Source organism: Sporosarcina sp. FSL W8-0480 (genome assembly GCF_037963765.1).
Lineage (GTDB): Bacteria > Bacillota > Bacilli > Bacillales_A > Planococcaceae > Sporosarcina.
This window is the reverse complement of sequence record NZ_CP150166.1, coordinates 1,528,574-1,552,453: the sequence shown is the minus strand read 5'-3', so window position 1 is coordinate 1,552,453 and position 23,880 is coordinate 1,528,574. Positions and strand designations below refer to the sequence as shown.

Below are 23,880 nucleotides of genomic sequence, written 5' to 3'. Positions count from 1 at the left end.
TCCCTACTTCCTATTGCAAAATAAAGCTTTCTTCAAGTATACCAAATTGACAGAAAAAAGACTGCCGAAATTGGCAGCCCTTTTACTCTTGAAACGGATTGAATTTCACCCTCCAACCTTCTTCCGTCCAAATCATATGGAATTTCATCTCAGCAGGAAGATTAGGGTATTTCTCTGTATCGACGATAAGTGTAGCAACACCTAACCAGTTTCCACTTTCGTCCTGTTCATTACCTTGGAACGAAGCCCTTATATACATTCCATTTTCATAAGGGGGGGATTGGGAATACTTTTCTGGATTTTCCAAGTAGGTTTCCTTATCGACTATTTCCGACCCTTCTCCTTGGAAGAATAATTTGTATGGAACTTCATGGTTACCTCTACTTAACGCATAGAAATATGCACCGACGATATCCAATGCTGGAACTCCGTTTAAATACTTCATTTCGTAATTTGGATTGTTCATTGACGCGTACGTATACTCCCCAAAATCTAATATATCCTTGAATCCTCTTTCAGGTAATATTTGATGAGACGGAAGGGGTTCCATATACCCTGAGTACACTTCCCAAATGCCTTCTTCATTAAAGACCATATGCAATTCCCTATCTAAGTTGGTAAATGAAACATGGCCGCGGAATTTCAATCCCTCGCGATTGACCGTGTTTTCATCAAACACGGCTTCTGTAACGTTTCGGAAGCGCGAGAACCCTTTACGCCAATTTTCCACATAGTCATCGAGTTCGATTTCTCCATAGTGGTCATACATTACACTTTCACTCAAAAGATGATACATCGTTTCCGGATCATCCATTTCGTTTGCGTAATCGAAGACACCTAAGACGTGAATCGGCGATGCCCCTTTTAATACCGACTTGTCATGTGATTTCTTAAAGTCCTCATACAATGCCTGAACTTCATTCCAAAACGATTCATTCGGGAACTTTATCGTTTCACTTTTGAATTCAGGTCTTTCCCCATACATGTAATACTCCAATTGTCCTTCGCGATAAAGGACTATCGCATCTTTTAGTGCATTATACGAAAGTGAATCCCAACTCTTCGATTCCCTCCAACCTGATGCCTCCATCTCTTTGACGATCGGTTGCATGACATATGCGAGAGGTCTCGCATCACCAAACGAGGCCAATCCGCGCCAAACATCCTGATAATCTGGAAGAAGAACACCATCTTCGTCGAAGATTTTCGTATATTCGCTGCCTTTCACCAAGTCATTGAAAATGGTGAGGTAATACGATTCCAATACAGGATATAAAGAGTGGTCCTGTTCCACATTTATGAGTGTTTGCTCCATCCTTCCTAACTTATATGCCATTTCCTCAAGTGGATATTGAAGTATCGGGCCATACATATACGGCTCTTCAACTATCATTTGAACATAAGCGTCTGTATGATGATGTAAATTGAAAGATAGGTCGGAATAATAAAAATAGTAATTGTTATGCCGGGTCCTAATTTCCCCAGAATATTTCTCTGTATGAAGTCGAATCGACTGATCCCGCATTGTTCCGATAATATTTTGGAGTTGCTCAGGAAAACTCTTACTGCTTAATAACATGATTTCGGCTTTATCGACATTAGGGTCTACATCATATTCATCAATTGCTTCTTTGTTCTCGATTAGGATTTGATCGTAGATTTCTATGAGAAGCTGCACTTTTCGCCGATACTCACCCAAAAAGGTGATGCTTCCTTGTTCATCGTCAGTAAGGCTGTTTTCCTTCAATTCCTTTAGCATTTCAGATGGTAGTTTCAATTCCTCGATTGCACGATTATACATCTCTTCAAGAGGTGTTTTTTCCGTTCCTTCTCTTACCATTTCAAGATAGCTTTCGTTTTTCAATAAGTTAATCGTGCTATCCGCGAAGCTTGCATAATGCTTAAAGAAAACTTCATCCAACTTCACCATTTCACGGCGTTTTTCACGTTCTTCTTCATAACGTTCTAACAGATCTTCGATGTATTCATCCGTCACAGGAGACTCAATCTTTTCTTTGTCAGTGTTCTGTTTCTGTTCCAAGACAATTCCCGTGCCGATTAATCCGATTATGAAAAGACTCGCTATTCCCATCACCCATACAGTTAGATGCTGCCTGAAGCCGCCTTTTGTTGGTTTTTGCATTTCGAGTTGCGGGACTTTTTCTTCATCAATTTTCTTGAAGACTTCATCCGGATTAAAAGAGGATGGCACACGATCATATGATTTTTTCAAAAACTCCATCCGTTTTTCAAAATTATCATTGTTCATGTGATAGACCTCCAATCATGCTCATTTCTTTTTTCAAGACATCTTTCGCTCTGAATATCCGTGTCTTCACTGTCGAAAGGGTTATATTCAATACGTCCGCAATCTGCTGATAGGATAAATCTTGGAAATAAAACAAGATAAGAGGAATTCTGTATTTCTCATCAAGTCGAAGGATTGACTCATGCAACTCTTGGTCCTCTTCAAAGAGAAGGACCTGGTGCTCAGCTGATTGATTGCCTGTCGGCTTCCCTTCTCTTTTCAACCGCTCCTCCTTCGCTGTTTCCCTTCCCTCTTTACGGTAATAGTCTCTTGCCGTATTTAACGTGATTTTATATAACCATGTCGTAAAACGTTGTTGATTGAATTGATGCAGAAACCTGTATAGTTTTATAAACACTTCCTGCGTAACATCCGGAATGTCATCGATACGCACACCACATTGGTACGCGAATTTCTCGACAGTCCGATAATGTATATCCATCAATTGCGCAAATGCAGCCCGATCCCCATTCTGCGCGTTTACGATCAAATTGGATTCGTCCATTCCCCACCCTCGCTCTCTATTCCCTTCTAATGGTGATACGATGGGTACCTCTTAAATGTTTCAGATAAAAAAACCGAATCTACAAGTTCGTAGATTCGGCACTGTTCAGACGATGGATTTCGCCTCGTATTTTACGGCTATTAATTTATATGATATTTGTATGCATTTCTCAATCGGAATCCAAATTGCGTAGGATTTCTCATAAATATCGCGGATTCGTTTCGCAAGATCAGTAGGATGATCAAGCACCTCTAACTCTATTAACACATCGGCTATCTCATCCTCATATGCTTTTCTACCAGCATTGAAAGGATCCCATTCTTCAAGTAGTGTGATTGCTTTTTTATTCATTTCAATTGTTTGCACGACAATTCACCTTATACTTATTTTTTTCTGTTGTTTCGTTTATGATAGCATAGTAATGTAAAAGAAAAAAGGAAATGAGGGGTTTTTGTCATGAAAGAGTTTGAGCAAGTGATTGATCGCAAACAAACACGATCCGTAAAATGGGGAAATATGGAGGCTGTTTATGGTGTAGAAGACGCTTCTGAAATATTACCTATGTGGATTGCAGATATGGATTTCAAGGCACCCGAACCGATAATCGCAGCGATGCAAAAGCGTTTGGATCATGGTGTTTTTGGTTACTCGTACATATGCAGCAAATGTAAAGACGCAGTACGCTCCTGGTTATCTTCACGCCACGGATGGGAAACAGAAAATGACTGGATGCTCTTCCATCATGGAGTAGTGCCTGCTATTGCAACAGTCGTTGAAACGTTTACGAAAGCAGGGGACAATGTTTTAATCACAACACCGGTATATCCGCCATTTTTCAATGTCCCTGGCCATCAAGGTCGCAATATCGTCGAATGTCAGTTGAAAGAGGACAATGGAAATTACTCGATCGACTTTGAAGCATTCGAGAAGTGCCTGCAGCAAGATGTTAAGGTGTTCATCTTATGTAATCCTCATAATCCTGCGGGCATCATTTGGACAGAGGAAGAGTTGCGTACAATCCTTCGCCTATGTAAGAAATATGACGTATTGGTCCTCTCCGATGAAATTCATGCCGATCTTGTCCTTCCGGGGTTCAAGCATATTCCACTTGCGAAGCTTGCCGAAGAGGAAGGCGGCAAAGTCATCACTTGTGTAGCACCTACTAAAACGTTCAACCTGGCAGGTGTACAAGCAGCGATTATGATCGCAAAGGATGAAGAGTTAAGGATTCCACTTCAACAAAATGCATTGGCCCATGGACAAATGGAATTGAATGCCTTCGCTGCATCTTCCCTCGTGTCTGCATACACGGAGTGTGAGCCATGGCTTGAGAACTTACTTGAAATCATTTCGACCAATATGGATTATGTCATTGATACATTAACGGAGGCGGTTCCGGGAATCTCTATTCAAAAGCCTCACTCCACTTACCTATTATGGATCGATTACCGTGGGACGGGACTATCCGAAGAAGAAATGATGGACAAGCTGTTGAATAAAGGAAAACTCGCACTTGAGCCAGGTACGAAATATGGTGAAGCTGGACGAGGATTCCTTCGTATGAACGTCGCAACACCGTTTGCGATTGTTAAAGAAGGCGTGGAAAGATTTATAAAGGCAATGCAATAATACATGAAAGACGGATCTTAGGTGGATCCGTCTTTTTTTGTTTGAATGAAGGCTTTTTGGGGTCTCTCTGACACCTGCTTGAGCGCGGATTGGTTTTCTTGAGCGCGGGACTCGATTCTTGAGCGCGTGGCTGCATTTCTTGAGCGCAAAATCCGATTCTTGAGCGCGCGGATGCTTTCTTGAGCGCAAAATCCGTTTCTTGAGCGCGCGGATGCTTTCTTGAGCGCAAAATCCGTTTCTTGAGCGCGCGGCCACATTCTTGAGCGCAAAATCCGTTTCTTGAGCGCGCGGATGCATTTCTTGAGCGCAAAATCCGGTTCTTGAGCGCGCGGCTGCATTTCTTGAGCGCAAAATCCGGTTCTTGAGCGCGGAACCTATTTTTTGAGCGTTAGGGAGACTTCCTTGAACACGGCAGTTTTTAAGCATTCAAAAAAGCATGATCCACTATGGATCATGCTTTTAGATAGTAAAGTTAATGTTGTTGCTTTTCTTTTGCTTCACGACGTTCACGAAGAATACGTTCTTCCAGTTCACGTGTTTCCGCTTCCTGTTTTTTTGAGTTCCGCCTGATCCACATGAATGTGAATGCAAGAAGGATCATGAAAAACACGAAAGAAATCGCGGCTGGAATATATTCTGATTTATCTTCCGGAAAGTAAAGGAACGGCATAAGGATAACGTTCATTTACGTACACTTCCTAACTTATCTAATTATTCTTAGGCTAATTACTTCTGGATTATTTCGATGGATTCGATTGAAATTTCTTCAACAGGCTTATCTTGAGCGCCTGTTTTAGCGTTGGCAATTTTGTCAACTACATCCATTCCCTCGATTACTTGGCCGAATACTGTATGTTTTTGGTCAAGATGCGGAGTACCGCCATTTTTTTCATATGCTTCCGCGATTTCTTCCGGCCATCCGCCTTGTGTCAATTGAGCAGCTGATGCTGGAGGATTTGAAGCTTGTACGATAAAGAATTGGCTGCCGTTCGTATTTGGACCAGCATTCGCCATTGATAAAGCGCCTCTTAGATTGAAAAGATCCATTGTAAATTCATCCTCGAATGAATTGCCATAGATGCTTTCCCCACCCATTCCAGTTCCAGTTGGGTCTCCCCCTTGGATCATGAAATCTTTAATAACGCGATGGAAAATGATTCCGTCGTAATAACCGTTTTCAGCGTGTGTCAAGAAATTTTCAACTGTTTTTGGTGCTTTTTCAGGGAATAGCTTGATTTTGATAGGTCCCATTGTTGTGTTCATAACGACCAATGCTTCGTTTGATGCAACTTCGTTTGATAACTGTGGATACATAATTGCGTCCTCCTCATTAGTTGCCTCGCCTTCTTCTTCCGTTGCTTCATTCCCAACGCTCGCGGAACCATTTGCAGATTGCTGTTCCTGTTGATCTTTATCGCCTTGACCACAAGCGGCAAGCATGAGCAATATGAAGATTGTAAGCAAAGCAAACATACTCTTCTTCATAATCATTCACCCTGAAACAGTTTACCATATTCAAATTTATTTTTCGATTGATAAGCACAGCACTTCCTTCGAGTGTCGAAATGTTCTATAATGGAAAAATATCCTGACGTTTAATCATTACCGTCTAAGGGAATCACAACCTTGATAAGCACTTAACTGATTCAAGCAACTGTCGTAATTCACCTACGGCATAACAAAGAAAGCAGGTTTCTTAGATGAATATTCAAAAGCGAAACTTCATTATCATATGGCTTGCCAACTTTTTAGTTGCGGGAACGATGACAATGATTATGCCATTCCTATCTTTATATATAGAAACGTTCGGAGATCATTCCGATGCCTATGTCCAAAAATGGGCCGGACTCATTTTTGGTGCAACTTTCATTACAGCTTTAATCATGTCTCCGATCTGGGGTCGAATTGCAGATAAATATGGCTTTAAGCCGATCCTGCTTATTAATGGATTCGGGATTGCGACATCCGTTTTCTTGATGGGATTCGTAAATTCCGTTGAAGTATTCTTCCTTCTCCGCCTTCTAAATGGTGTAGTTACGGGCTTCATCCCCACTTCACTTGCATTCGTATCATCACAGACGGCAAGAGAAGAAGCCGGTAAGAAATTAGGAACTTTGCAAATGGGAAGTGTGACCGGAACGCTATTCGGTCCTGTTTTAGGTGGATTGATGGCCGATGCGTTTGGTTTTCAATATACATTCATCATTACGTCTTTTTCAGTTGTCGTAGCTGCTTTGATTGTCCTATTTGGGATTAAAGAGGAAAAGAAAGTGAAGAATACGAGAGTGGTGCATTATTCCCGTAAAACGATTTTAAGCGGACTGCTTCATCACCGTTTAATGTTAAACGTAATGATTGTTACAGCATTGATCCAAATCGGGAACTTTAGCATTCAGCCTCTACTTTCCCTTTACGTTGCAGGTCTGACAGATTCGAATGATGTGGCATTTCTTGCCGGTCTGACATTTAGTGCTGCGGGAGTTGGCAATCTCCTTTTTGCCAGGAAATGGGGAAAAATGGGCGATGAAATTGGATATGAAAAGGTGCTTGGCGCATTGCTCATCCTTTCTTTCATTTTCATCATACCGCAAGCATTCGTCTCTTCCATTTGGCAACTGATGATTTGCCGGTTATTGTTCGGTATTGCAATTGGCGGGATGATTCCAATCACTACTGCCCTTGTCAGACGTGAAGCGCCGATTGATATCCAAGGAGAAGTAATGGGTTACAATACAAGCTTCCGTTTCCTTGGCAATATCATTGGACCGATGTTCGGTGGTATTATTAGTGGTTTTATCGGAATATCATCAGTCTTCCTCCTTACAGGTGCATTATTCTTAATCGGATTTGGCTTCTTATATTACGCAATTAAAAAACCAGTACAAGACTTCGAGCACTTTCTCGCAGATGAGGCAAAGCAATCGAATCTATAATTTCAGCACATTTCCCATGCGGAAATGTGCTATATTTTTTTAGAGGAGGGGAATTTATTGAAACAATTCACTAACTTCATTTTCATAATTGTACTGGTTCCCCTACTGTTTGGCATTCAACAAGCCATTGCAAAAGAATGGACCAAATCACAAAATTTGAAACATCAATTAAGAGAATCTATTGAACTTACCGAACCCATCTCAACACTTCCAATCTCGTTAACAGATCGGAACGGCGAAATTTTTGCAGAAGAGTATGTTGAGTGGAGGGATCCACTCCAATTGAATGAAATCCCTGTTTTTTTAATCGATTTATTTTTGGAAAGTGAAGATAAAGGATTCTACGAACATCGAGGTTATGATGTTGCAGCAATAGTGAGGGCTTTTACGGTTAATACGGCCAATGATGATTTGCAGCAAGGCGGTTCGACGATTACACAGCAACTTGTCAGACTCCGTTTTCTTACAACTGAAAAGACGTATGAACGTAAATTCAAGGAATTACTTTATGCTGCGGAGTTGGAAAACCAGTCCACGAAAGATGAAATTCTTGAAATGTATCTAAACGAAATGTACTTTGGCAATCAAGTATATGGAATCGGAGCTGCCGCCACCTACTATTTTAACCGCCCCCTCAATGAGTTGAGTCATGCGGAAATGGCATTTATCGCAGCAATACCGAATAATCCATCGCGTTACGACCCATTGAGGCATTTTGATAGAACTAAGAAGCGGCAAGAGCTTCTGTTATCATTGCTCACTAAAAGCGGTGCAATAACCGAGAATGAGGCGGGTCTATGGAAGAAAGAGCCCATCACACTAAATCTGAAGGAAAAAGCGAATGAATTTACAATGTATAGCTCCTTCGTCCTTTCGGAACTCGAGGAGTTAGTCGGTCATACCGAAGGTTTTTTGGAATCTATTGAACGAACGGAGAGCCTTGAAGAGAAGGAATTTCATAGAAATGCATTAAAAAAGCGGACTGCCGAAGTTATTGCAAAAGGAGTTCGGATTGAAACGGCACTTAATCCACAAAAACAAAAGCAAGATGAAACTTCACTTTCTTCTCTTCTTGCCAAGAGTGGTGTGCAAGCAGGTGCAGTCGTCATCGATAACAAATCAAGAGAAATTGTAACTATCTACGGAGGCAAAGATTACAAGAAGGCTGATTTCAACCGTGCGTACCAAGCAGTGCGACAACCCGGCTCTGCTATTAAACCGTTGCTCGTCTACGCGCCTTTTTTCGAAAGCGGTCCATATGACGAAAGCACACTAATTGACAGTAGTAATCTTTGCATTGCTGCCTATTGTCCGAAAAACATCGGGGGCTACACTTATGGAATGACGTCGGTCAAGGATGCATTCCGATACAGTCACAACACGGCTGCTGTAAGGATTCTTAGTAAAGTCGGAATAGAAAGCGCCTTCTCCTATTTGGAGCCCTTTGAGTTCAACAATGTGAATGAGACAGACCATACTTATCCTGCAGCTCTTGGCGGTTTTCAAAAAGGCGTGTCTCCACTTGAACTTGCATCTGCCTATACAAGTTTCATTGATGGGACGTTTGAATTGCCACATGCCATTAGGAGAGTAGTAGGTCGTGACGGAGCCGTACTCTATACTTGGCAAAATGAACCTAAGGTTGTCTGGTCACCTTCAACCGTTTCTACCATACGGGATTTGATGGAGGACGTCGTATTATACGGGACAGGAAAAGGCATCAATTACTCTACCAATTACACCGGGGCCAAAACCGGCACAACAGACCGCTATAAGGATCTTTGGGTAGCGGGCATGAACGAAAATTACACAACAGCCGTGTGGATCGGCTACGACAAACCAGCATCCATACAGGGGCTAAGCAACCAAAAAATCCATTTAAGAGCTTTTAATGAATTGATGAAAGACTAGTTTCCAAGGGGACTAGTCTTTTTTACGTAATCGGCAAGCTGGCAAGTACGCCATTATATAATTTTAAAAGAATATAAATAATACCGGTCAAGAGAACGCCCCAAACCAGTATCTCGAAAGATAACAAGCCCAACGTACTTCCGAGTGTCATGAACTTACTAAGCTTAAAAACGGTATATATAAAATAAACAAGCGTTGTCAGTAAGAAAATAACTATGAGTATCTTAATAGATTGAATCCCCGTTACCGAAGCAAGCGCTCCAAAAAAATAAATAAGATTTCCGCTTTTCGCTTCACTATACGACTCCCCCACTGCATCCTTAGAAAAAAACAGCATCGCCGTTTCATGAATCGTCTCCGCAATAAGCTTTAGTGCCGAAAACATCATGAAAAACGCAAGCGTGTAAAGGACAAAAAGAAAAAGCCCTAACTGTGAATCCGTCAAAAACTCCCGCATCCCAGCATAAAGTCCGATTTCGCCAAAAAATTTAATAGATGTACTTACTATGAAGACACTGAATGTCATACTAAAAAGAGTGATCGTCAAAAATGGCAAATATCCAAATAGGTAAGGATTCCTCATTTGGCACCCCAAATACAATTATTTTATCATTCCCTATAATATAGGAAGTGAAAGGAAATTCGCAACAAAACCAGTTTATTACCTATGCATTCGGTCCGTTTTTACGTTATACTTTTAAACAATGTGTAGAATAATGATTCTTTTTATCGGAAGGAGGATTTACTTGGAATTTGTATTATTGGTTTTCCTGCCAATCTTGGCGGCTTTTTTTGTCCCCACGCTTTTTAAAAGGATAAAAGGCATACATACTGGTTGGTTCGTACTTCTTGTACCTGTTCTGTTATTCGCATACTATATGACGTTTATTAGAACAACAATGGACGGTGGACATGCAGTTTCAGAGCTACAATGGATCCCTTCGCTCGGTATCTCTTTTGTTTCTTATATTGATGGGCTCAGCTTGTTGTTTTCGTTGCTCATTACTGGAATTGGCTCATTAGTCGTTCTCTACTCCATCTTTTATCTTGATAGAAGCAAAGAGAAATTAGGTAACTTTTACGTTTATCTCCTACTCTTCATGAGCGCTATGTTAGGCGTTGTTCAATCGGATAATGTCATCTCTCTCTACCTGTTTTGGGAGTTAACATCCATTTCATCATTCCTGCTTATTGGTTATTGGTATACTCGCGACCGTTCACGTTTCGGCGCTTTGAAATCGATGATGATAACCGTGTTCGGTGGGTTGATGATGCTTGGGGGATTCATCCTACTTGGTATTATGGGTGAAACTTACTCCATCCGTGAGCTGATCGCGAATTCTTCAAATTTTGTCGGACATGAGTTTTTCATTTTATCACTTGTCCTCATTTTACTTGGAGCTTTCACAAAATCCGCACAGTTCCCGTTCTACATCTGGCTTCCAGACGCAATGGAAGCGCCAACACCAGTCAGTGCCTATTTGCACTCGGCAACGATGGTGAAAGCGGGACTCTATCTTGTAGCCCGCTTCACACCGATTTTTGCTGCATCTGAAATTTGGATATGGCTTGTGACAGGCATTGGACTACTTACGTTGTTCTGGGGTTCATTATTCGCCGTAAAGCAAACAGATCTGAAAGCGATACTTGCTTTCTCTACCGTCAGTCAGTTAGGGTTGATCATGTCACTTTTAGGCGCGGGGGCAATAACTTTCCATACGAATGAAGCTATATTCTCCTTTGCAATGTTTGCTGCAATCTTCCATTTGATAAACCATGCAACATTTAAAGGTAGTCTCTTTATGATTGCTGGTATTGTCGATCATGAAACAGGGACAAGGGATATCAGGAAACTTGGTGGGTTGATGAGTATCATGCCAGTCAGCTTCACAGTTGCCTTCATCGGTTCAATGTCAATGGCTGGTCTTCCACCATTCAACGGTTTCTTAAGTAAAGAAATGTTCTTGCAATCAATGTTGGCGATCCGCCATTTTGAGCTATTCAATTTTGCAACTTGGGGAGTAATTTTCCCGGTTATCGCTTGGATTGCAAGTGTATTCACTTTTATTTATAGTTTCTACTTTGTTTTTAAGACATTCGCTGGAAAGAGGACAGATATACCGCTTCCGCTTCAGCCTCATGAAGCACCGGCTAAGATGCTTATTTCTCCAGTAATCCTTGCAACACTTGTCGTTGTGATTTTCTTCATACCGAATGTTGTAGGGAAATGGCTTGTAAAACCAGCTGTCATGGCAATTCAGCCGTATCAATATGGGCATCCTTCTGAAGTCGCGGTCCACGTTTCCGCATGGCATGGCTTCGCTTCACCTGAGTTATGGATGACGGTTGGCATTATTATTATCGGTGGACTTCTGTATTTATCCTTATCAAAATGGCAGAAGGTTTACGATGTCCAGCCTGAATACTTATCATTGAATTCATTATATGATTCAACAATGAACTTCAGCGAAAAAGGGATGAATCGACTATCGCGATTCTATATGACTGGCCTCATCCGCACGTATTTGCTCTATATTTTCGCGTTTATTTCCGTTACAACGATAGCTGTCCTCTTTATCCAGGATGCTTTTGTCGTCGACATGGACAGTTTTTCAAAGGTTAGTGCATATGGGGTAATTAACGCCATTATCCTATTGTTAGCTGTTGCATTCGTTTTACTTTCCAAGACAAGACTCGGCGCGATTATTTCGCTTGGGGCTGTAGGCTATTCAGTTGCTCTCTTTTTCGTCATTTTTAAAGCGCCTGATTTAGCGCTTACACAATTGGTCATAGAAACAGTTTCGGTTGCGTTGTTCCTTCTTGCGTTTCAGCATTTGCCGAAGCTTTCAGACCACGGTGAGAAGAAAAGCACTAAATTAGTGAACGCCATCATCGCACTTGGAATTGGTGTCACTGTTACATTGGTCGCCTTGTCATCCCATTCACAAAAGCTCGTTGCATCAATTTCACAATATTATAAGGATACTGTTGCGACTGAAGCTGGCGGAGGCAATATCGTCAATGTCATCTTAGTGGATTATCGTGGATTTGATACATTATTTGAAATCGCTGTTTTGGCAATTGCGGGGATCGGCGTCTTAGGAATGATTAAACTACGACTTGCAAGAAAGGAGAATCCGGATGAAAACAAATGATGTCATTTTACAGACGACAACTAAAGTGGTGTTTTTCATCATTTTCCTTTTCTCCATTCACATCTTTTTTGCAGGGCACTACACACCTGGCGGCGGATTTGTCGGTGGCTTGCTGACGACCGGGGCCATCGTACTCCTACTGCTTGCATTTGATTTGAAGACAGTTCAAAAAGCATTGCCTTTCAATTTCACGATCATGACTGGAATCGGCTTGCTCTTAGCGCTTGGAACTGCGGCGGGTGCTATATTTTTCAACGTCCCATTTTTCACGCATGCTTTTGATTATTTCACCCTTCCTTTATTCGGTGAAACATCTCTGCATACAGCGATGGTGTTTGACGCTGGAGTCTTCCTTGTTGTAGTCGGATCGGCTATTACAATCATCCAGTCGATTGGAGGAGATTCGTAATGGAATTGTTAATGGCAATTTTAATCGGAGTTCTGTTTACTGCTGCTGTTTATTTGATCCTATCAAGAAGTCTTATAAAAATTGTAATCGGCACCGGATTATTAAGCCACGGTGCTCACCTTCTCATCCTTACGATGGGTGGTCTTGGCGGGGCCTCCCCACCGGTATTGGCTGAAGGTGTAACGGACTTTGCCGATCCGCTGCCGCAAGCGCTCATCTTGACGGCAATCGTCATCAGTTTCGGAGTTACTGCCTTCATGCTTGTAATGGCTTACCGTGCTTATGCCGTCCATAAAACTGATGATATGAATCAAATGAAAGGAAATGACGAACATGATTAATCTACTACTATTCCCGATCATAATTCCTTTCCTTTTCGCGATTCTTTTACTGTTCTTTAAAGAAAACGTGATGATGCAGCGTATCATAACAGTAATCGGCGTCACGCTTGGTCTCATTGCATCGTTCTTTCTATTGATAACGATAAGAACAGAAGGTGTACAAGTTGTTACCCTCGGAAGTTGGCCAGCTCCGTTCGGAATTTCGATGGTATCAGACATGCTTTCGGCATTGCTTGTGACAACGACACTCATAATCACATTGTTCGTTGTCATTTACAGCTTTACATCAATTGGAACGGAACGGGAACGCTTTTTCTACTATCCTGGGATTCTGTTCATGGTGACTGGTGTGAACGGCGCTTTTACAACAGGCGATATTTTCAACATGTTTGTCTTTTTCGAGGTATTGCTCATTGCTTCTTACCTATTGATCGTCCTTGGTGGCGAGAAGAAGCAATTACGCGAATCCATTAAGTACATACTTGTTAACATCGTATCTTCTGCATTATTTGTCATTACGGTTGCTTATCTGTACTCAGTTGTTGGCACATTGAACATGGCGGATATATCCGTGAAAATCACTGAGATTGGACAACCTGGCATAATAACTGTTATTGCGGTTCTATTGCTGATCGTCTTTGGAATAAAGGGATCAATTTTCCCTCTTTACTTCTGGTTGCCAGGTTCATACGCGGCACCACCTATTCCAGTCCTTGCCTTATTCGGTGCATTACTTACGAAAGTCGGCATCTATGCAATAATGCGGACATACACGTTGTTTTTCATTCATGACACCGGGTTTACCCATGAAATATTAATGGTACTATCCATCCTAACAATTATCGCCGGTTGCATTGGCGCACTCGCCTATTTCGACTTGAAACAGATTATTATTTACAACATAGTAATCGCGGTAGGAGTTATTCTTTTCGGTGCTGCACAAATGAATGAAGCGGGTATTTCAGGCGCAATTTTCTACCTGATACATGACATGCTCATTAAAGGAGCTTTGTTCCTTTTGATTGGAATCATCATTTACGTAACGGGAACATCCAACTTACGTAAAATGGGCGGGTTAATGAAAACCCATGCCCCTTTAGGATGGTTTTACTTGATCGCCGCTTTTGGTTTAGCCGGCATTCCGCCGTTGAGCGGTTTCATCGGTAAACTTCTCATTGCCCAAGGGGCTTTCCAGGCCGGTAATCTCTGGGGAAGTATCATCATTCTTGCATCCAGCCTTGTTGTACTACTATCTGTCATGAGGATTTTCATTTATGCGTTTTGGGGAGAACCTGTGGGGCTTCCTAAGACCGAGAGAAAATCTTATGCAAAATTAATGATTCCAGCAATCGTTCTTGTCGTACTATCAATCTTGTATGGACTTGGTACCGAATGGCTGATTCCATACATGACAGACGCTACAGATGTATTATTAGACCCATCCATCTATATTAATGCGGTCTTAGGGGAGTGAGCTCATTGGCATTTCAAATTTTATTGAATTTTTTCATCGCCGTCGTTTGGATGTTCATGAACTCCTCACTGACCGCGAGTACGTTTATCATTGGGTATTTGATTGGGTTGCTTTTGCTTTTCATAACAAGGCGTTTTTTCAACTCGAGGCTTTATATATGGCGGGTATGGGCAGCTATTAAGTTGACTCTCCTTTTCATTAAAGAACTTACGCTATCTAATATTTCGGTTCTTTTGCTTGTGCTTCGTCCAAAATTGGAACTCCGTCCAATGATTTTTGCGATGCCTACTGAATTGGAGCAGGAGTGGGAAATAACGTTATTATCAAGCTTGATCACATTGACGCCTGGGACAATTGTGCTGCACGTCTCAGATGATCAGCGCACACTTTATATCCATGCGATTGATGTAGAAGATGTTGATGAAGCAATCGATTCCATTAAAAACTCGTTTGAAAAAGCAATTATGGAGGTGAGCCGAGCATGATGACTTTCATATGGATCTGTCTAATCCTTGTTGTTTTATCGATGATCGGAATCATGTACCGAGTATTCCGTGGACCTTCGATTCCTGATCGACTTATCGCGCTTGACGGAATAGGCGTCATGCTCATTTCGGCTATTGCGTTACTTTCAATTCTTTTTGAAACAACCTTTTTCATCGATGTCATTTTGCTGATTGCAGTCATGTCATTTATCGGTACAGTTTCATTCTCCAAGTTCATTGAGAGAGGAGAAATTATCGAACATGATCGTAATCGCTAATATTCTTATCGTTACTACTATTATTGTTGGTATCATCTTCACAATCGTTACGATGATTGGCATTCTCCGTTTGCCTGACGTGTATACACGGGCACATGCGGCTTCAAAAAGTGCCACACTTGGTGTTCTTAGTATATTGCTTGGTGTTTTCTTGCATTTTTGGCTGAAAGAAGGCCATTTCAGTATTCAGCTTCTATTAGGGATTTTATTCTTATTTATCACTTCACCGGTTGGAGGCCATTTAATGGGACGTGCTGCTTATATGTCAGGTGTTAAACCTACCGATGAAACGGTTGATAACGATTTGAGAGAAGCTGTCGAAGAAGCAAAGAAGGACAATCTACAACGACTTAAAGATTAACTAAAAAACACCCGGCATCCCTATTGAGGATTGCCGGGTGTTTTTATTAATATGGAAAGCCGTATGGAGGATAGCCGTAATACGGAGGGTAACCGTAACCGTAACCATAAGGATAATAATATGGATAGCCAAACGGTTGGTTATACCCGTATCCGTAGCTGTTAGGGAAAACTGCATTTCCAAGGAAGCTTCCAACTAACCCCCCTAAAAATGGTCCGCCAAAACCAAAACCAAATCCTTGATTTCCAAAAAATCCATCATGTCGTCCATAGCCTCTCGAATGTCGTGACATCTTTATCCCCCTTTCTCACCTATCCTATTCAAGACGGGCGAAGTGTCGAGGGATGAATGCCTATTATTCGCTTAAACCTTCATTATCGGCCATTCGTTCGACGATTGTTGCGAGTGTACGCACCATTACACCTGTGGCACCTTTCGGACCAAGATCATGTGCTGCAGATGCATCGGAAGTACCTGCGATATCGAGGTGGATCCAAGGCGTATCCTCTGCAAATTCTCCAACAAATCCACCGCCGAAAATCATATGCCCATCACGGCCTGGTGAGTTGTTAAGGTCTGCAACATCACTTTTACGGATGCGTTTTTTATCACTTTCAGTTAAAGGAAGTCTCCAGACGAATTCTCCAGTTTCCATAGAAGCTTGCATGAACTCTTCAAAGAATTCCTCGTTATTCGTCAATGCGCCTGTCTTATCATTACCTAAAGCGACGATGACGCCACCAGTAAGTGTTGCAACGTCAATTAGATAGTTTGCTCCCGATTGCTTTGCGTATGTTACAGCATCGGCAAGAACGAGTCTTCCTTCAGCATCTGTGTTCAATACTTCAATCGTTTTGCCACTAAGTGACGTAATAACATCATCCGGTTTGAATGCTTCACCAGATACCATATTGTCTGTCGAGCCAATAACGGCAATTACATTTTTCGCTGGACGTAGCTCGCCAATAATATTCATTGCGCCTAAAACTGCTGCAGCGCCACCCATGTCGCCTTTCATGCCAACCATACCTTCACGCGGTTTCAGTGAATAGCCGCCAGTGTCGTAGGTGACACCCTTTCCGACTAAGCCGACAACGTCTTCCCACTGATCAGTACCAGCGTATTTCAGAACGATCAATCTTGGCTCTTCAACGGAACCTTTATTGACAGCAAGGATGGCACCCATTCCAAGCTCTTCCATCTCTTTTTTGCCTAAAATTTCAATTTCAAAATCGTATTTCTCAGCAAGTCCTTTTGCATAGTCAGCCATTTTAGTTGCTGTTAGCATATTCGGCGGCATATTGACGAGATTACGGGCTTCATTCACCGCATTAGAATAGACACTTCCTACTTCGAACGCTGCCTTCAATTCTTCTGCGTCTGCACGCGTTAAGAATGTCACCGATTCGAGTGTAACATCCCGTTCGTTTGAATCTGTACGGAACCCTTCAAATTTGTAGGATCCCATTCCGATACCTTCTGCCGCAGCGAAGACGACATCTTCGCATAATAGTTCTTCACTAGTAAACGGTGCTGTCCAAATGCTTGCTGATGCAACTTTTGATGCTTTCAGTTCTTTCCCCAACGCCGCGAAAACTTGGCGCAGACGGTCTACAGTCAATTTTTTAGTGTTTCCTAAACCGATGAAAAATGCTCTTTCATATGTACCTTCTTGAAGTGCAGGCATCTTCACGATTGATTTGAAGTCGGACTTGATGTCCCCTGACTTTATCCAATCCATCAGACGTGGGCTGAATGAATTTGCGAAGGTTTCCCATCCTTCCACATTCTCTAAGTGTTCAGGAACCCCGACGACAAGCACTTCACTTTTCAAATTTGTAAATTCAGGTTCAATAAATGATGCTTTCATTTGACTACCTCCCTGTTTTCATACATCCTCTATTATATACTAACAAGCCCTTTAGCCAATAATAATAATTCGAATTCCGTATTATCTATTATCCAAATCACTTGTTATGGTATACTAACTATACATTTTCATTTTTTAGAAAAGGAGTGGACTTCATGGCCCTATTGCAAAACACTCCGCTCCTTGCGGCATTTTTTGCGATATTTTTCGCTCAGTTCGTGAAGATCCCGATTCATTTTCTTTTTACGAAGAAGTTGGATTGGAAATTGATGACGTCGACAGGCGGGATGCCAAGCTCGCACTCAGCAGCCGTATCGGCGTTAACTACTGCAATTGCCTATGAGGTTGGGTTAGGATCTCCATTATTTGCAGTATCCGCTATATTTGCTGTCATTGTTATGTTCGACGCGACTGGTATTCGTTATCAAGCGGGACAGCAAGCGTTGATTATTAATCAAATGCGGGTGGACTTTCAGACTTTTGTCACGGAAGTGAAAGGCTGGCCTCAAAAAGATGGACAGCAGAAGATAATGGAATTGAAAACTCTATTAGGTCATAAGCCAAGTGAAGTGTTCGCAGGGTCAATGACAGGGATTCTTATTTCAGTCGTCACTTACTCATTTATCGTCTAACAAAAAAGAAGGCTCTCCAGTTCAGTGGAGTCGCCTTCTTTTTCATTCTCATTAAAACATCTGATATCCCTGTTTTCGCAGTAGTTTCATGACAAACCCAGATATGATTGCGCCTACAAGGCCACTAACAAGGATTATAATATCTGCTGCATGCAAGGACACAAGCTTATCACCTAACAGGCCAAATGAATAGCTTGGCTTTGTAAAGTACTCGAAGAATCTTACTTCATCGATAATAAGTATTACGACGATAGGGTAAATGATGGCCATTAACCAAGTCATTCGAAGTAACATATTCAATAGGAAGCCGATTCCGAAAAACATCACCATGAAAATTATTATTGATAAAACGAAATGCGTCAATGTCATTGTTCCCAAAGTGTATACCCCCATTTTCCATTAACCATTTTACAGGAATGGATACAAGCTTTCAATTATATTAGGCCACTTCAACAATTTGTTGGAATTGAGTCCTTTGAAAAAACACCTGCCAAATGGCAGGTGTTTTTACTTGTTATCGGTACTAATTATTTAAGTAAATTGAATTTACCTTTTTTAAGTGTTAGTCCAATGCCGCCAATCATGAACAGGGAACGGTTATCAACCATTTTTTTCATGAATGAAGCTTTTTTACCCATCAATTTCTTACCGAAAGCAACACCGATTGCATCGTCGTCACCTAAAGAAGCAATGCTTCCTTTTAGGTCAGGAGTAAATTCAGCCGTAGGTTGGCCTTTGATCAATGCGATGATGTTATTCGCACACATATCACCTTGTTGCATAGCGATTTGTGCAGTCGGTGGGTATGGACGGTTGATTTCTTCGTTGATCATCAATGCACAGTCACCGACGATGAATACGTCTTTATGTCCAGGTGCACGTAGATCTTTATCTACTTTAACACGCGCACGCATGTTTTCAATTCCAGTTTGTTCAATCAGACGGTTGCCTCGAACGCCGGCCGCCCAAACGACAGTACCGGCTTTGATGAATTCAAATTCATCTTCGCCTTTTTTAATCTTGACACCTTCTGGAGTTGCTTCTACGACTGGTGTACCAATGGAGAATTCAATTCCTTTTGCTTTCAATTGTCTAACCGCATAGTCGACAAGCTCAGGATCGAAGCCTGGTAATACCATAGGAGCAGCTTCTACGCAAATGACGCGTACTTTTTCTGCTGGCACATCATATTCCTTACAAAGTTCTGGTACACGGTTTCCAAGTTCACCAAGGAATTCAATTCCAGTGAATCCTGCACCACCAACAACAATTGTCAATCTGCTATCATCTTTAACTTCATCAAGTGACCAATTTGCGAATTGATATTCGATATGATCACGGATATGACGCGCAGCTTCCACGTTAGCAATGGATAATGCATATTTGTCCAAACCTGTAATGCCAAATGTTTCCCCTTCGAAACCTAAAGCAATTACAAGATAGTCATAAGTATGCGTACCGACGTTAGTTGTGACAACCTTGCCTTCAATATCGATTGCTTGAACTTCAGCTTTAACAAATTTCACTTTTCCAGGGTTGATAACATCTTTAATGTCATAACGAACTTGCTCTGGAGTAAGTGTTCCTGCAGCCGCTTCATGCAACCAAGTAGACTCATAATGGTAATCATTTTTGTTGATAAGTACGATATCAGCCTCGTCAGCGCCAATCGATTTCTGCAAGTTGACAACTGTGGATAAGCCACCGTAACCCGCACCTAATACTAAGATTGTCGGTCTTTTCACGAAAATCGAAACCACCTTTGAATTTATTATGTGCCGGGTCCGATGTAAATCGGTTCATACGTCGATTTGCTCAGTCCTGGCATTTGCCTCTATTTCGACAAACTTCTACTATTCAATAGTAGCCTTTTTGATAAGGCTTTTCAATACTTTATTAATAATATATTTAAACGCCGATAATAATAAAGACCCTCTTTCATTCAAATGAACAATTTAGTTCAAATGGATGAAAGAGAGTGCTGAATGTCAATCACATGTTTGTGGTGTTCCAACTTTTTTAGCAGTTCTGAATGACGTCCCACAACCGCATGAAGCGATGGCATTCGGATTATTAATCGTAAAACCGCCGCCCATTAGAGATTCTTTATAGTCAACTTTTGTTCCCTCTAAAATTCCTGCATCGTCTTTAGCTACAATGATTTCAATTCCATGTTGGGATAATAAGTAGTCATCTTCTGATTTAACTTCCTCAAATCCTAACCCATATGTCAATCCACTGCATCCACCACCGTTTACGGCGACACGTAGGAATGATCCCTCTTCACCATTATGCTTCATCATTTCCTTAACGCGATACGCCGCAGCTTCAGTAATTTCAACGTATTGTGTCATTTACATCCACCTTCCCGCTTTTTAACTATCATATCAATGATTTTACCCATAACGCAATCATATTTACTCGGTTTACGTCGAAATAGGTTATACTTTTAAGTAGAAGGGGTGACGTGAAATGGAAGTAAGTTCCTCGTTTTTAAGGGAAATGGTATGCTTGAATTGTAAAGAGAAATTCAATACAACAAAAATTCGATCACGCTATGTCCGTGTTGTGAAGCATGAAAGCGACTTCAAACCGATTTATCAAGACCCATCGGTATATCCGATTTTATATAATTCAGCAGTATGTCCACATTGCGGATTTGCATTTACGGACGACTTTTCCCCATATTTTGCCGATGGAGTTAAAAATGATATCAAAGAGGCCATAACTTCACGCTGGAACAGTCGCTCGTTCGGTGGTGAGCGGACTATTGAAGAGGCGATCGAAGCTTATAAGCTTGCCTATATAAGTGCTACTGTTAAAAAGGAGAAGCCATTAACGATTGCAGGAATCACTCTTAGAATCGCATGGCTTTACAATGACTTGAATGATGTTGAATCGGAAAAGAGGTTCAAAAAAATCGCACGTGATTTATATACGAAGGCATATATGGAAGAAGATTATGTAGGCACGCAAATGTCCGAAACGCGGGTGATATACTTAATGGCAGAGTTGTCACATCAAATTGGCGATCATGAGGAAGCTGTCCGGAATTTTTCACGGGTTATCGAAAGGCAACGGACTTCAATCGAGCCGAATCTTATTGAAATGGCGAAAGAAAGATGGCAGGAGATCAGGGAACATAAACAGCAAGAAAAAGTTAGAGCGGACTGAATATTATCAGCCCGCTCTTTTTTGCATTATTTATTAAAACACTTGCTCTACTTCAACGACTCCTGGTACTTCTTCAAGCAATGCTCTTTCAATACCAGCTTTCAATGTGATTGTCGAACTTGGGCATGTTCCGCAAGCTCCTAATAGGCGCAGCTTTACGACTCCCTCTTCGATATCAACAAGTTCACAGTCTCCACCATCACGAAGGAGGAATGGGCGCAATTTATTTAAAACTTCTTGTACGGGTTCCATCATAGCAGTATCAGTCATTGTTTATTTCTCCCCTTTCTTCTTTATACTCATTATAAGGTAAGTGCTGCTTAAAAGACAAATGAATTATACCCGAATAACGCTTTCCACTATTTTGGATCGTTTGTTTCATCCAAATCCACATGCTTATCACCACTGTTATTTTTCGCACGTATCTCCATCATTTCAGAGATTGTCACAAACCCATCGTCAAATGTAAGAGCAATGACTTTTTCATCCGTGTTTATATCCCATAAAATTTGCCCAGCCTGCTCATAAAACTTTCTACCCTTATTAGCAAACGCAGGTTCAAGCATAACAAACAGCAGTGTAACAAATATAAGTAGTGAAATATACTTCTTCATGGGTAGCCACACTCCTTGGCAGTTTTGTTTCCCATTAGTGTTTGTTGTTTTTCGATAAAAATGCATTCGTTACTGATTTTCGTTCACTGATTGCAAAACTTGTGAATATTGATAAACTGATAGTTAGTGGGTTGACTTTCAACCTAATCAAGAATCGGGAGGAGTTATGATCATGGAGCAGAAACAAAAGGTGAAAATCGAAATTTATGGGGCAGATATCATTTGCGCAAGCTGTGTCAATGCACCCTCTTCAAAAGATACATACGAATGGTTGCAAGCCGCGATTGCGAGAAAGTATCCGGGGCAGCCTTTTGACATTGATTATATCGATATTGAATCTGAAATCGAGGATTCCGCACAGAAAGAAATCGCTGAGCAAATTTTGAATGATGAGTATTTCTATCCTCTTGTGCGTATCGGGGAAGAAGTAATCGGCGAAGGCTATATTCAGTTGAAACCTGTTTTTAACGCACTGGAAAAACACGGATACGTGGAGCAAGCATAAACTTTATTGATAATAATTCAATATAAATGAGAAAATAAAATCCCTTCCCCCGTAAAATACGAGGGAGGGATTTTTCACTTATTATCCAGCTTACCCATTATGCCATTTGTACATCCAGAGTACTCCAGATTTCAGTAATCGAGCGATTCGGCCTGTTACGGTTCGGTCTGCAAGATAGGCAAATCCTTGTTTCTTACCTAAGGAGCCCATGAAGCCCTTTAGCTTGATTTCCGGCATTTCTTTTGGCAATGGTTCTTTACTCCATACGAGGCGTAGTACTCGTACAATTTGCTCTGCCTGTTCTTCCGCAAGTTGTGCACTTGGGGCGTGTGGCAATGCAGCTATATCCCCGACGACGTAGACATCTTCATAATCTGGGATTTGGTGGTACTGATTCAATACTACACGTCCTCTGTTTTTCTCCACATCCAATTCACGCACAATCGATACCGCCTGGATTCCAGCGGTCCAAACGACTGCGTCGACTTGAATGCTTTCTTCATGATTATAAAGGACATTTTCTTCGACCTTTGTTATGTTCGAATTGGAGATAACATGAACTTCGTGCTTATCAAACCAATCCTTCACGTAATTGCTCAATCTCTCAGGGAAATCCTTTAGGATCCGTGGCCCTCGGTCAAATAATTTAATCTTCAAGTCTGGACGGCTTTCGCGCAATTCACTTGCGAGTTCAATACCGCTTAGACCCGCACCTACGATCCCTACTGTCGCCCCTCCACCAAGACCTTGCAGTAACTGATACGTATTTCTTGATTGTCCGATTGTCTGGATACTGTGTGTGTATTCAGCAGCTCCCGGAACGTCATGATAATTATCTTCACAACCAAGACCAATTACAAGTTCATCATATGGAACGTCTTCACCATTACTAAGACTGACTACTTTTTCATCCAATTTAATGGCGGCAATTTCACCTTCCACGATATTTAGTTGTTCATGGGATGGTAGTGCAACACGGATTTCCGAATCGGGAACCGTTCCTGCAGCCAATGCATAGAATTCTGTCTTCAAGCTATGAAATGGAGTCCTGTCCACTAATGTAATTTCCAGGTCACTTGGCAGTTCTTTGTTGAGTAGACGGAGCAAAATTCGCATATTACCGTACCCTGCACCTAATAAGACAAGTTTTCTCATTATTTTCTCCTTTTAATAAACAGTTTTCCGATATGTTCTCAGATAGATTATAACAGTTTGTGAGATTTTTCACAATAAGACATCCCATTTGACGGCGAATGAAAAAGAGAGTAGCATGCCAAGTAGGGTGAGGTGATCGCA

The 23,880-nt window shown here is 41.4% G+C and carries 28 protein-coding genes; 13 read left to right on the top strand and 15 right to left on the bottom strand.

The annotated features are described in order from the left end of the window. Positions 1-82 precede the first annotated feature (82 nt). From NSQ43_RS08060 to NSQ43_RS08050, 3 genes are all read right to left on the bottom strand, one after another. Positions 83-2,269 (bottom strand): hypothetical protein, encoded by a 2,187-nt coding sequence (locus NSQ43_RS08060; RefSeq protein ID WP_339254608.1) that lies wholly within the window; start codon positions 2,267-2,269, stop codon positions 83-85. Continuing rightward, positions 2,259-2,813, bottom strand: a complete 555-nt coding sequence (locus tag NSQ43_RS08055; protein WP_339254606.1) for a sigma-70 family RNA polymerase sigma factor — start codon at positions 2,811-2,813, stop codon at positions 2,259-2,261. The genes NSQ43_RS08060 and NSQ43_RS08055 overlap by 11 nt, the downstream gene beginning before the upstream one ends. 105 nt (positions 2,814-2,918) lie before the next feature. After that, positions 2,919-3,179 carry a DUF1871 family protein gene (locus NSQ43_RS08050; protein ID WP_339254604.1) on the bottom strand — a complete coding sequence of 87 codons (261 nt, stop codon included), beginning with the start codon at positions 3,177-3,179 and terminating at the stop codon, positions 2,919-2,921. A gap of 90 nt (positions 3,180-3,269) precedes the next feature. On the opposite strand from NSQ43_RS08050, the gene NSQ43_RS08045 reads away from it, so the two are divergent. Next, positions 3,270-4,442, top strand: a complete 1,173-nt coding sequence (locus NSQ43_RS08045) for a MalY/PatB family protein (RefSeq protein WP_339254603.1) — start codon at positions 3,270-3,272, stop codon at positions 4,440-4,442. A gap of 17 nt (positions 4,443-4,459) precedes the next feature. On the opposite strand, the gene NSQ43_RS08040 is transcribed toward NSQ43_RS08045, so the two are convergent. The 3 genes from NSQ43_RS08040 to NSQ43_RS08030 all read right to left on the bottom strand — a co-directional run bounded on the left by NSQ43_RS08040 (position 4,460) and on the right by NSQ43_RS08030 (position 5,927). Beyond that, on the bottom strand, positions 4,460-4,780 hold the full coding sequence (locus NSQ43_RS08040) for a hypothetical protein (protein ID WP_339254601.1): 321 nt from the start codon (positions 4,778-4,780) through the stop codon (positions 4,460-4,462). Positions 4,781-4,914: 134 nt separating this feature from the next. Beyond that, a complete protein-coding gene (locus NSQ43_RS08035; protein WP_339254600.1) occupies positions 4,915-5,127 on the bottom strand; it encodes a hypothetical protein in 213 nt (70 codons plus the stop codon). 41 nt (positions 5,128-5,168) lie between these two features. Further along, positions 5,169-5,927 carry a peptidylprolyl isomerase gene (locus tag NSQ43_RS08030; protein ID WP_339254598.1) on the bottom strand — a complete coding sequence of 253 codons (759 nt, stop codon included), beginning with the start codon at positions 5,925-5,927 and terminating at the stop codon, positions 5,169-5,171. Between the two features lie 215 nt (positions 5,928-6,142). On the opposite strand from NSQ43_RS08030, the gene NSQ43_RS08025 reads away from it, so the two are divergent. After that, positions 6,143-7,375 (top strand): MFS transporter, encoded by a 1,233-nt coding sequence (locus NSQ43_RS08025; protein WP_339254596.1) that lies wholly within the window; start codon positions 6,143-6,145, stop codon positions 7,373-7,375. 57 nt (positions 7,376-7,432) lie between these two features. Next, positions 7,433-9,286 (top strand): transglycosylase domain-containing protein, encoded by a 1,854-nt coding sequence (locus NSQ43_RS08020; protein WP_339254594.1) that lies wholly within the window; start codon positions 7,433-7,435, stop codon positions 9,284-9,286. A gap of 22 nt (positions 9,287-9,308) precedes the next feature. Here NSQ43_RS08020 and NSQ43_RS08015 read toward each other — a convergent pair whose 3' ends face one another. Next, complete coding sequence (locus NSQ43_RS08015) at positions 9,309-9,869, bottom strand: DUF5366 family protein (RefSeq protein ID WP_339254592.1); 561 nt, start codon at positions 9,867-9,869, stop codon at positions 9,309-9,311. Between the two features lie 163 nt (positions 9,870-10,032). Between NSQ43_RS08015 and NSQ43_RS08010 the strand changes: the two genes are divergently transcribed. Genes NSQ43_RS08010 through mnhG form a run of 7 tightly spaced genes read left to right on the top strand, consistent with a single transcriptional unit; the run spans position 10,033 to position 15,789 of the window. Continuing rightward, on the top strand, positions 10,033-12,441 hold the full coding sequence (locus tag NSQ43_RS08010) for a Na+/H+ antiporter subunit A (protein ID WP_339254590.1): 2,409 nt from the start codon (positions 10,033-10,035) through the stop codon (positions 12,439-12,441). After that, the gene (locus NSQ43_RS08005; RefSeq protein ID WP_283734456.1) at positions 12,428-12,850 is read left to right on the top strand and encodes a Na(+)/H(+) antiporter subunit B; all 423 of its coding nucleotides are present in this window, start codon (positions 12,428-12,430) and stop codon (positions 12,848-12,850) included. Before NSQ43_RS08010 ends, NSQ43_RS08005 begins: the two co-directional genes overlap by 14 nt. Next, positions 12,850-13,191, top strand: a complete 342-nt coding sequence (locus NSQ43_RS08000) for a Na(+)/H(+) antiporter subunit C (RefSeq protein WP_339254585.1) — start codon at positions 12,850-12,852, stop codon at positions 13,189-13,191. Before NSQ43_RS08005 ends, NSQ43_RS08000 begins: the two co-directional genes overlap by 1 nt. Next, positions 13,184-14,665, top strand: coding sequence for a Na+/H+ antiporter subunit D (locus tag NSQ43_RS07995; RefSeq protein ID WP_339254583.1), 1,482 nt, complete (start codon positions 13,184-13,186; stop codon positions 14,663-14,665). The genes NSQ43_RS08000 and NSQ43_RS07995 overlap by 8 nt, the downstream gene beginning before the upstream one ends. A gap of 5 nt (positions 14,666-14,670) precedes the next feature. After that, the gene (locus NSQ43_RS07990; protein WP_339254581.1) at positions 14,671-15,150 is read left to right on the top strand and encodes a Na+/H+ antiporter subunit E; all 480 of its coding nucleotides are present in this window, start codon (positions 14,671-14,673) and stop codon (positions 15,148-15,150) included. Next, positions 15,147-15,428: a Na(+)/H(+) antiporter subunit F1 gene (locus NSQ43_RS07985; protein WP_339254579.1), complete on the top strand. Its 282-nt coding sequence runs from the start codon at positions 15,147-15,149 to the stop codon at positions 15,426-15,428. The genes NSQ43_RS07990 and NSQ43_RS07985 overlap by 4 nt, the downstream gene beginning before the upstream one ends. After that, positions 15,412-15,789 carry a monovalent cation/H(+) antiporter subunit G gene (mnhG, locus tag NSQ43_RS07980; RefSeq protein WP_339254577.1) on the top strand — a complete coding sequence of 126 codons (378 nt, stop codon included), beginning with the start codon at positions 15,412-15,414 and terminating at the stop codon, positions 15,787-15,789. The genes NSQ43_RS07985 and mnhG overlap by 17 nt, the downstream gene beginning before the upstream one ends. Before the next feature lie 46 nt (positions 15,790-15,835). Here mnhG and NSQ43_RS07975 read toward each other — a convergent pair whose 3' ends face one another. Beyond that, entirely contained in the window at positions 15,836-16,081 is a 246-nt protein-coding gene (locus NSQ43_RS07975) for a hypothetical protein (protein WP_339254575.1), read from the bottom strand. A 63-nt stretch (positions 16,082-16,144) separates the two neighbouring features. Further along, a complete protein-coding gene (locus NSQ43_RS07970) occupies positions 16,145-17,659 on the bottom strand; it encodes a leucyl aminopeptidase (RefSeq protein WP_339254573.1) in 1,515 nt (504 codons plus the stop codon). A gap of 155 nt (positions 17,660-17,814) precedes the next feature. Between NSQ43_RS07970 and NSQ43_RS07965 the strand changes: the two genes are divergently transcribed. After that, positions 17,815-18,291: a divergent PAP2 family protein gene (locus NSQ43_RS07965; RefSeq protein ID WP_339254571.1), complete on the top strand. Its 477-nt coding sequence runs from the start codon at positions 17,815-17,817 to the stop codon at positions 18,289-18,291. A gap of 51 nt (positions 18,292-18,342) precedes the next feature. On the opposite strand, the gene NSQ43_RS07960 is transcribed toward NSQ43_RS07965, so the two are convergent. The 3 genes from NSQ43_RS07960 to NSQ43_RS07950 all read right to left on the bottom strand — a co-directional run bounded on the left by NSQ43_RS07960 (position 18,343) and on the right by NSQ43_RS07950 (position 20,645). Continuing rightward, positions 18,343-18,660 (bottom strand): YuiB family protein, encoded by a 318-nt coding sequence (locus NSQ43_RS07960; RefSeq protein WP_339254839.1) that lies wholly within the window; start codon positions 18,658-18,660, stop codon positions 18,343-18,345. 158 nt (positions 18,661-18,818) lie between these two features. Beyond that, positions 18,819-20,036, bottom strand: coding sequence for an NAD(P)/FAD-dependent oxidoreductase (locus tag NSQ43_RS07955; protein ID WP_339254569.1), 1,218 nt, complete (start codon positions 20,034-20,036; stop codon positions 18,819-18,821). Between the two features lie 243 nt (positions 20,037-20,279). Beyond that, positions 20,280-20,645 carry an iron-sulfur cluster assembly accessory protein gene (locus NSQ43_RS07950; protein WP_339254567.1) on the bottom strand — a complete coding sequence of 122 codons (366 nt, stop codon included), beginning with the start codon at positions 20,643-20,645 and terminating at the stop codon, positions 20,280-20,282. Between the two features lie 118 nt (positions 20,646-20,763). On the opposite strand from NSQ43_RS07950, the gene NSQ43_RS07945 reads away from it, so the two are divergent. Continuing rightward, positions 20,764-21,465, top strand: a complete 702-nt coding sequence (locus tag NSQ43_RS07945; protein ID WP_339254565.1) for a DUF2225 domain-containing protein — start codon at positions 20,764-20,766, stop codon at positions 21,463-21,465. Between the two features lie 33 nt (positions 21,466-21,498). Here the strand turns inward: NSQ43_RS07945 and NSQ43_RS07940 are convergent, their stop codons facing one another. Both NSQ43_RS07940 and NSQ43_RS07935 read right to left on the bottom strand, forming a co-directional pair. Further along, entirely contained in the window at positions 21,499-21,735 is a 237-nt protein-coding gene (locus NSQ43_RS07940; RefSeq protein WP_060210554.1) for a NifU family protein, read from the bottom strand. Between the two features lie 89 nt (positions 21,736-21,824). Then, positions 21,825-22,079: a hypothetical protein gene (locus NSQ43_RS07935; protein WP_339254563.1), complete on the bottom strand. Its 255-nt coding sequence runs from the start codon at positions 22,077-22,079 to the stop codon at positions 21,825-21,827. Positions 22,080-22,251: 172 nt separating this feature from the next. Between NSQ43_RS07935 and NSQ43_RS07930 the strand changes: the two genes are divergently transcribed. Continuing rightward, entirely contained in the window at positions 22,252-22,584 is a 333-nt protein-coding gene (locus tag NSQ43_RS07930; RefSeq protein WP_339254561.1) for a YuzD family protein, read from the top strand. A 90-nt stretch (positions 22,585-22,674) separates the two neighbouring features. Here NSQ43_RS07930 and NSQ43_RS07925 read toward each other — a convergent pair whose 3' ends face one another. Further along, a complete protein-coding gene (locus NSQ43_RS07925) occupies positions 22,675-23,739 on the bottom strand; it encodes an NAD(P)/FAD-dependent oxidoreductase (protein WP_339254559.1) in 1,065 nt (354 codons plus the stop codon). Positions 23,740-23,880 lie beyond the last annotated feature (141 nt).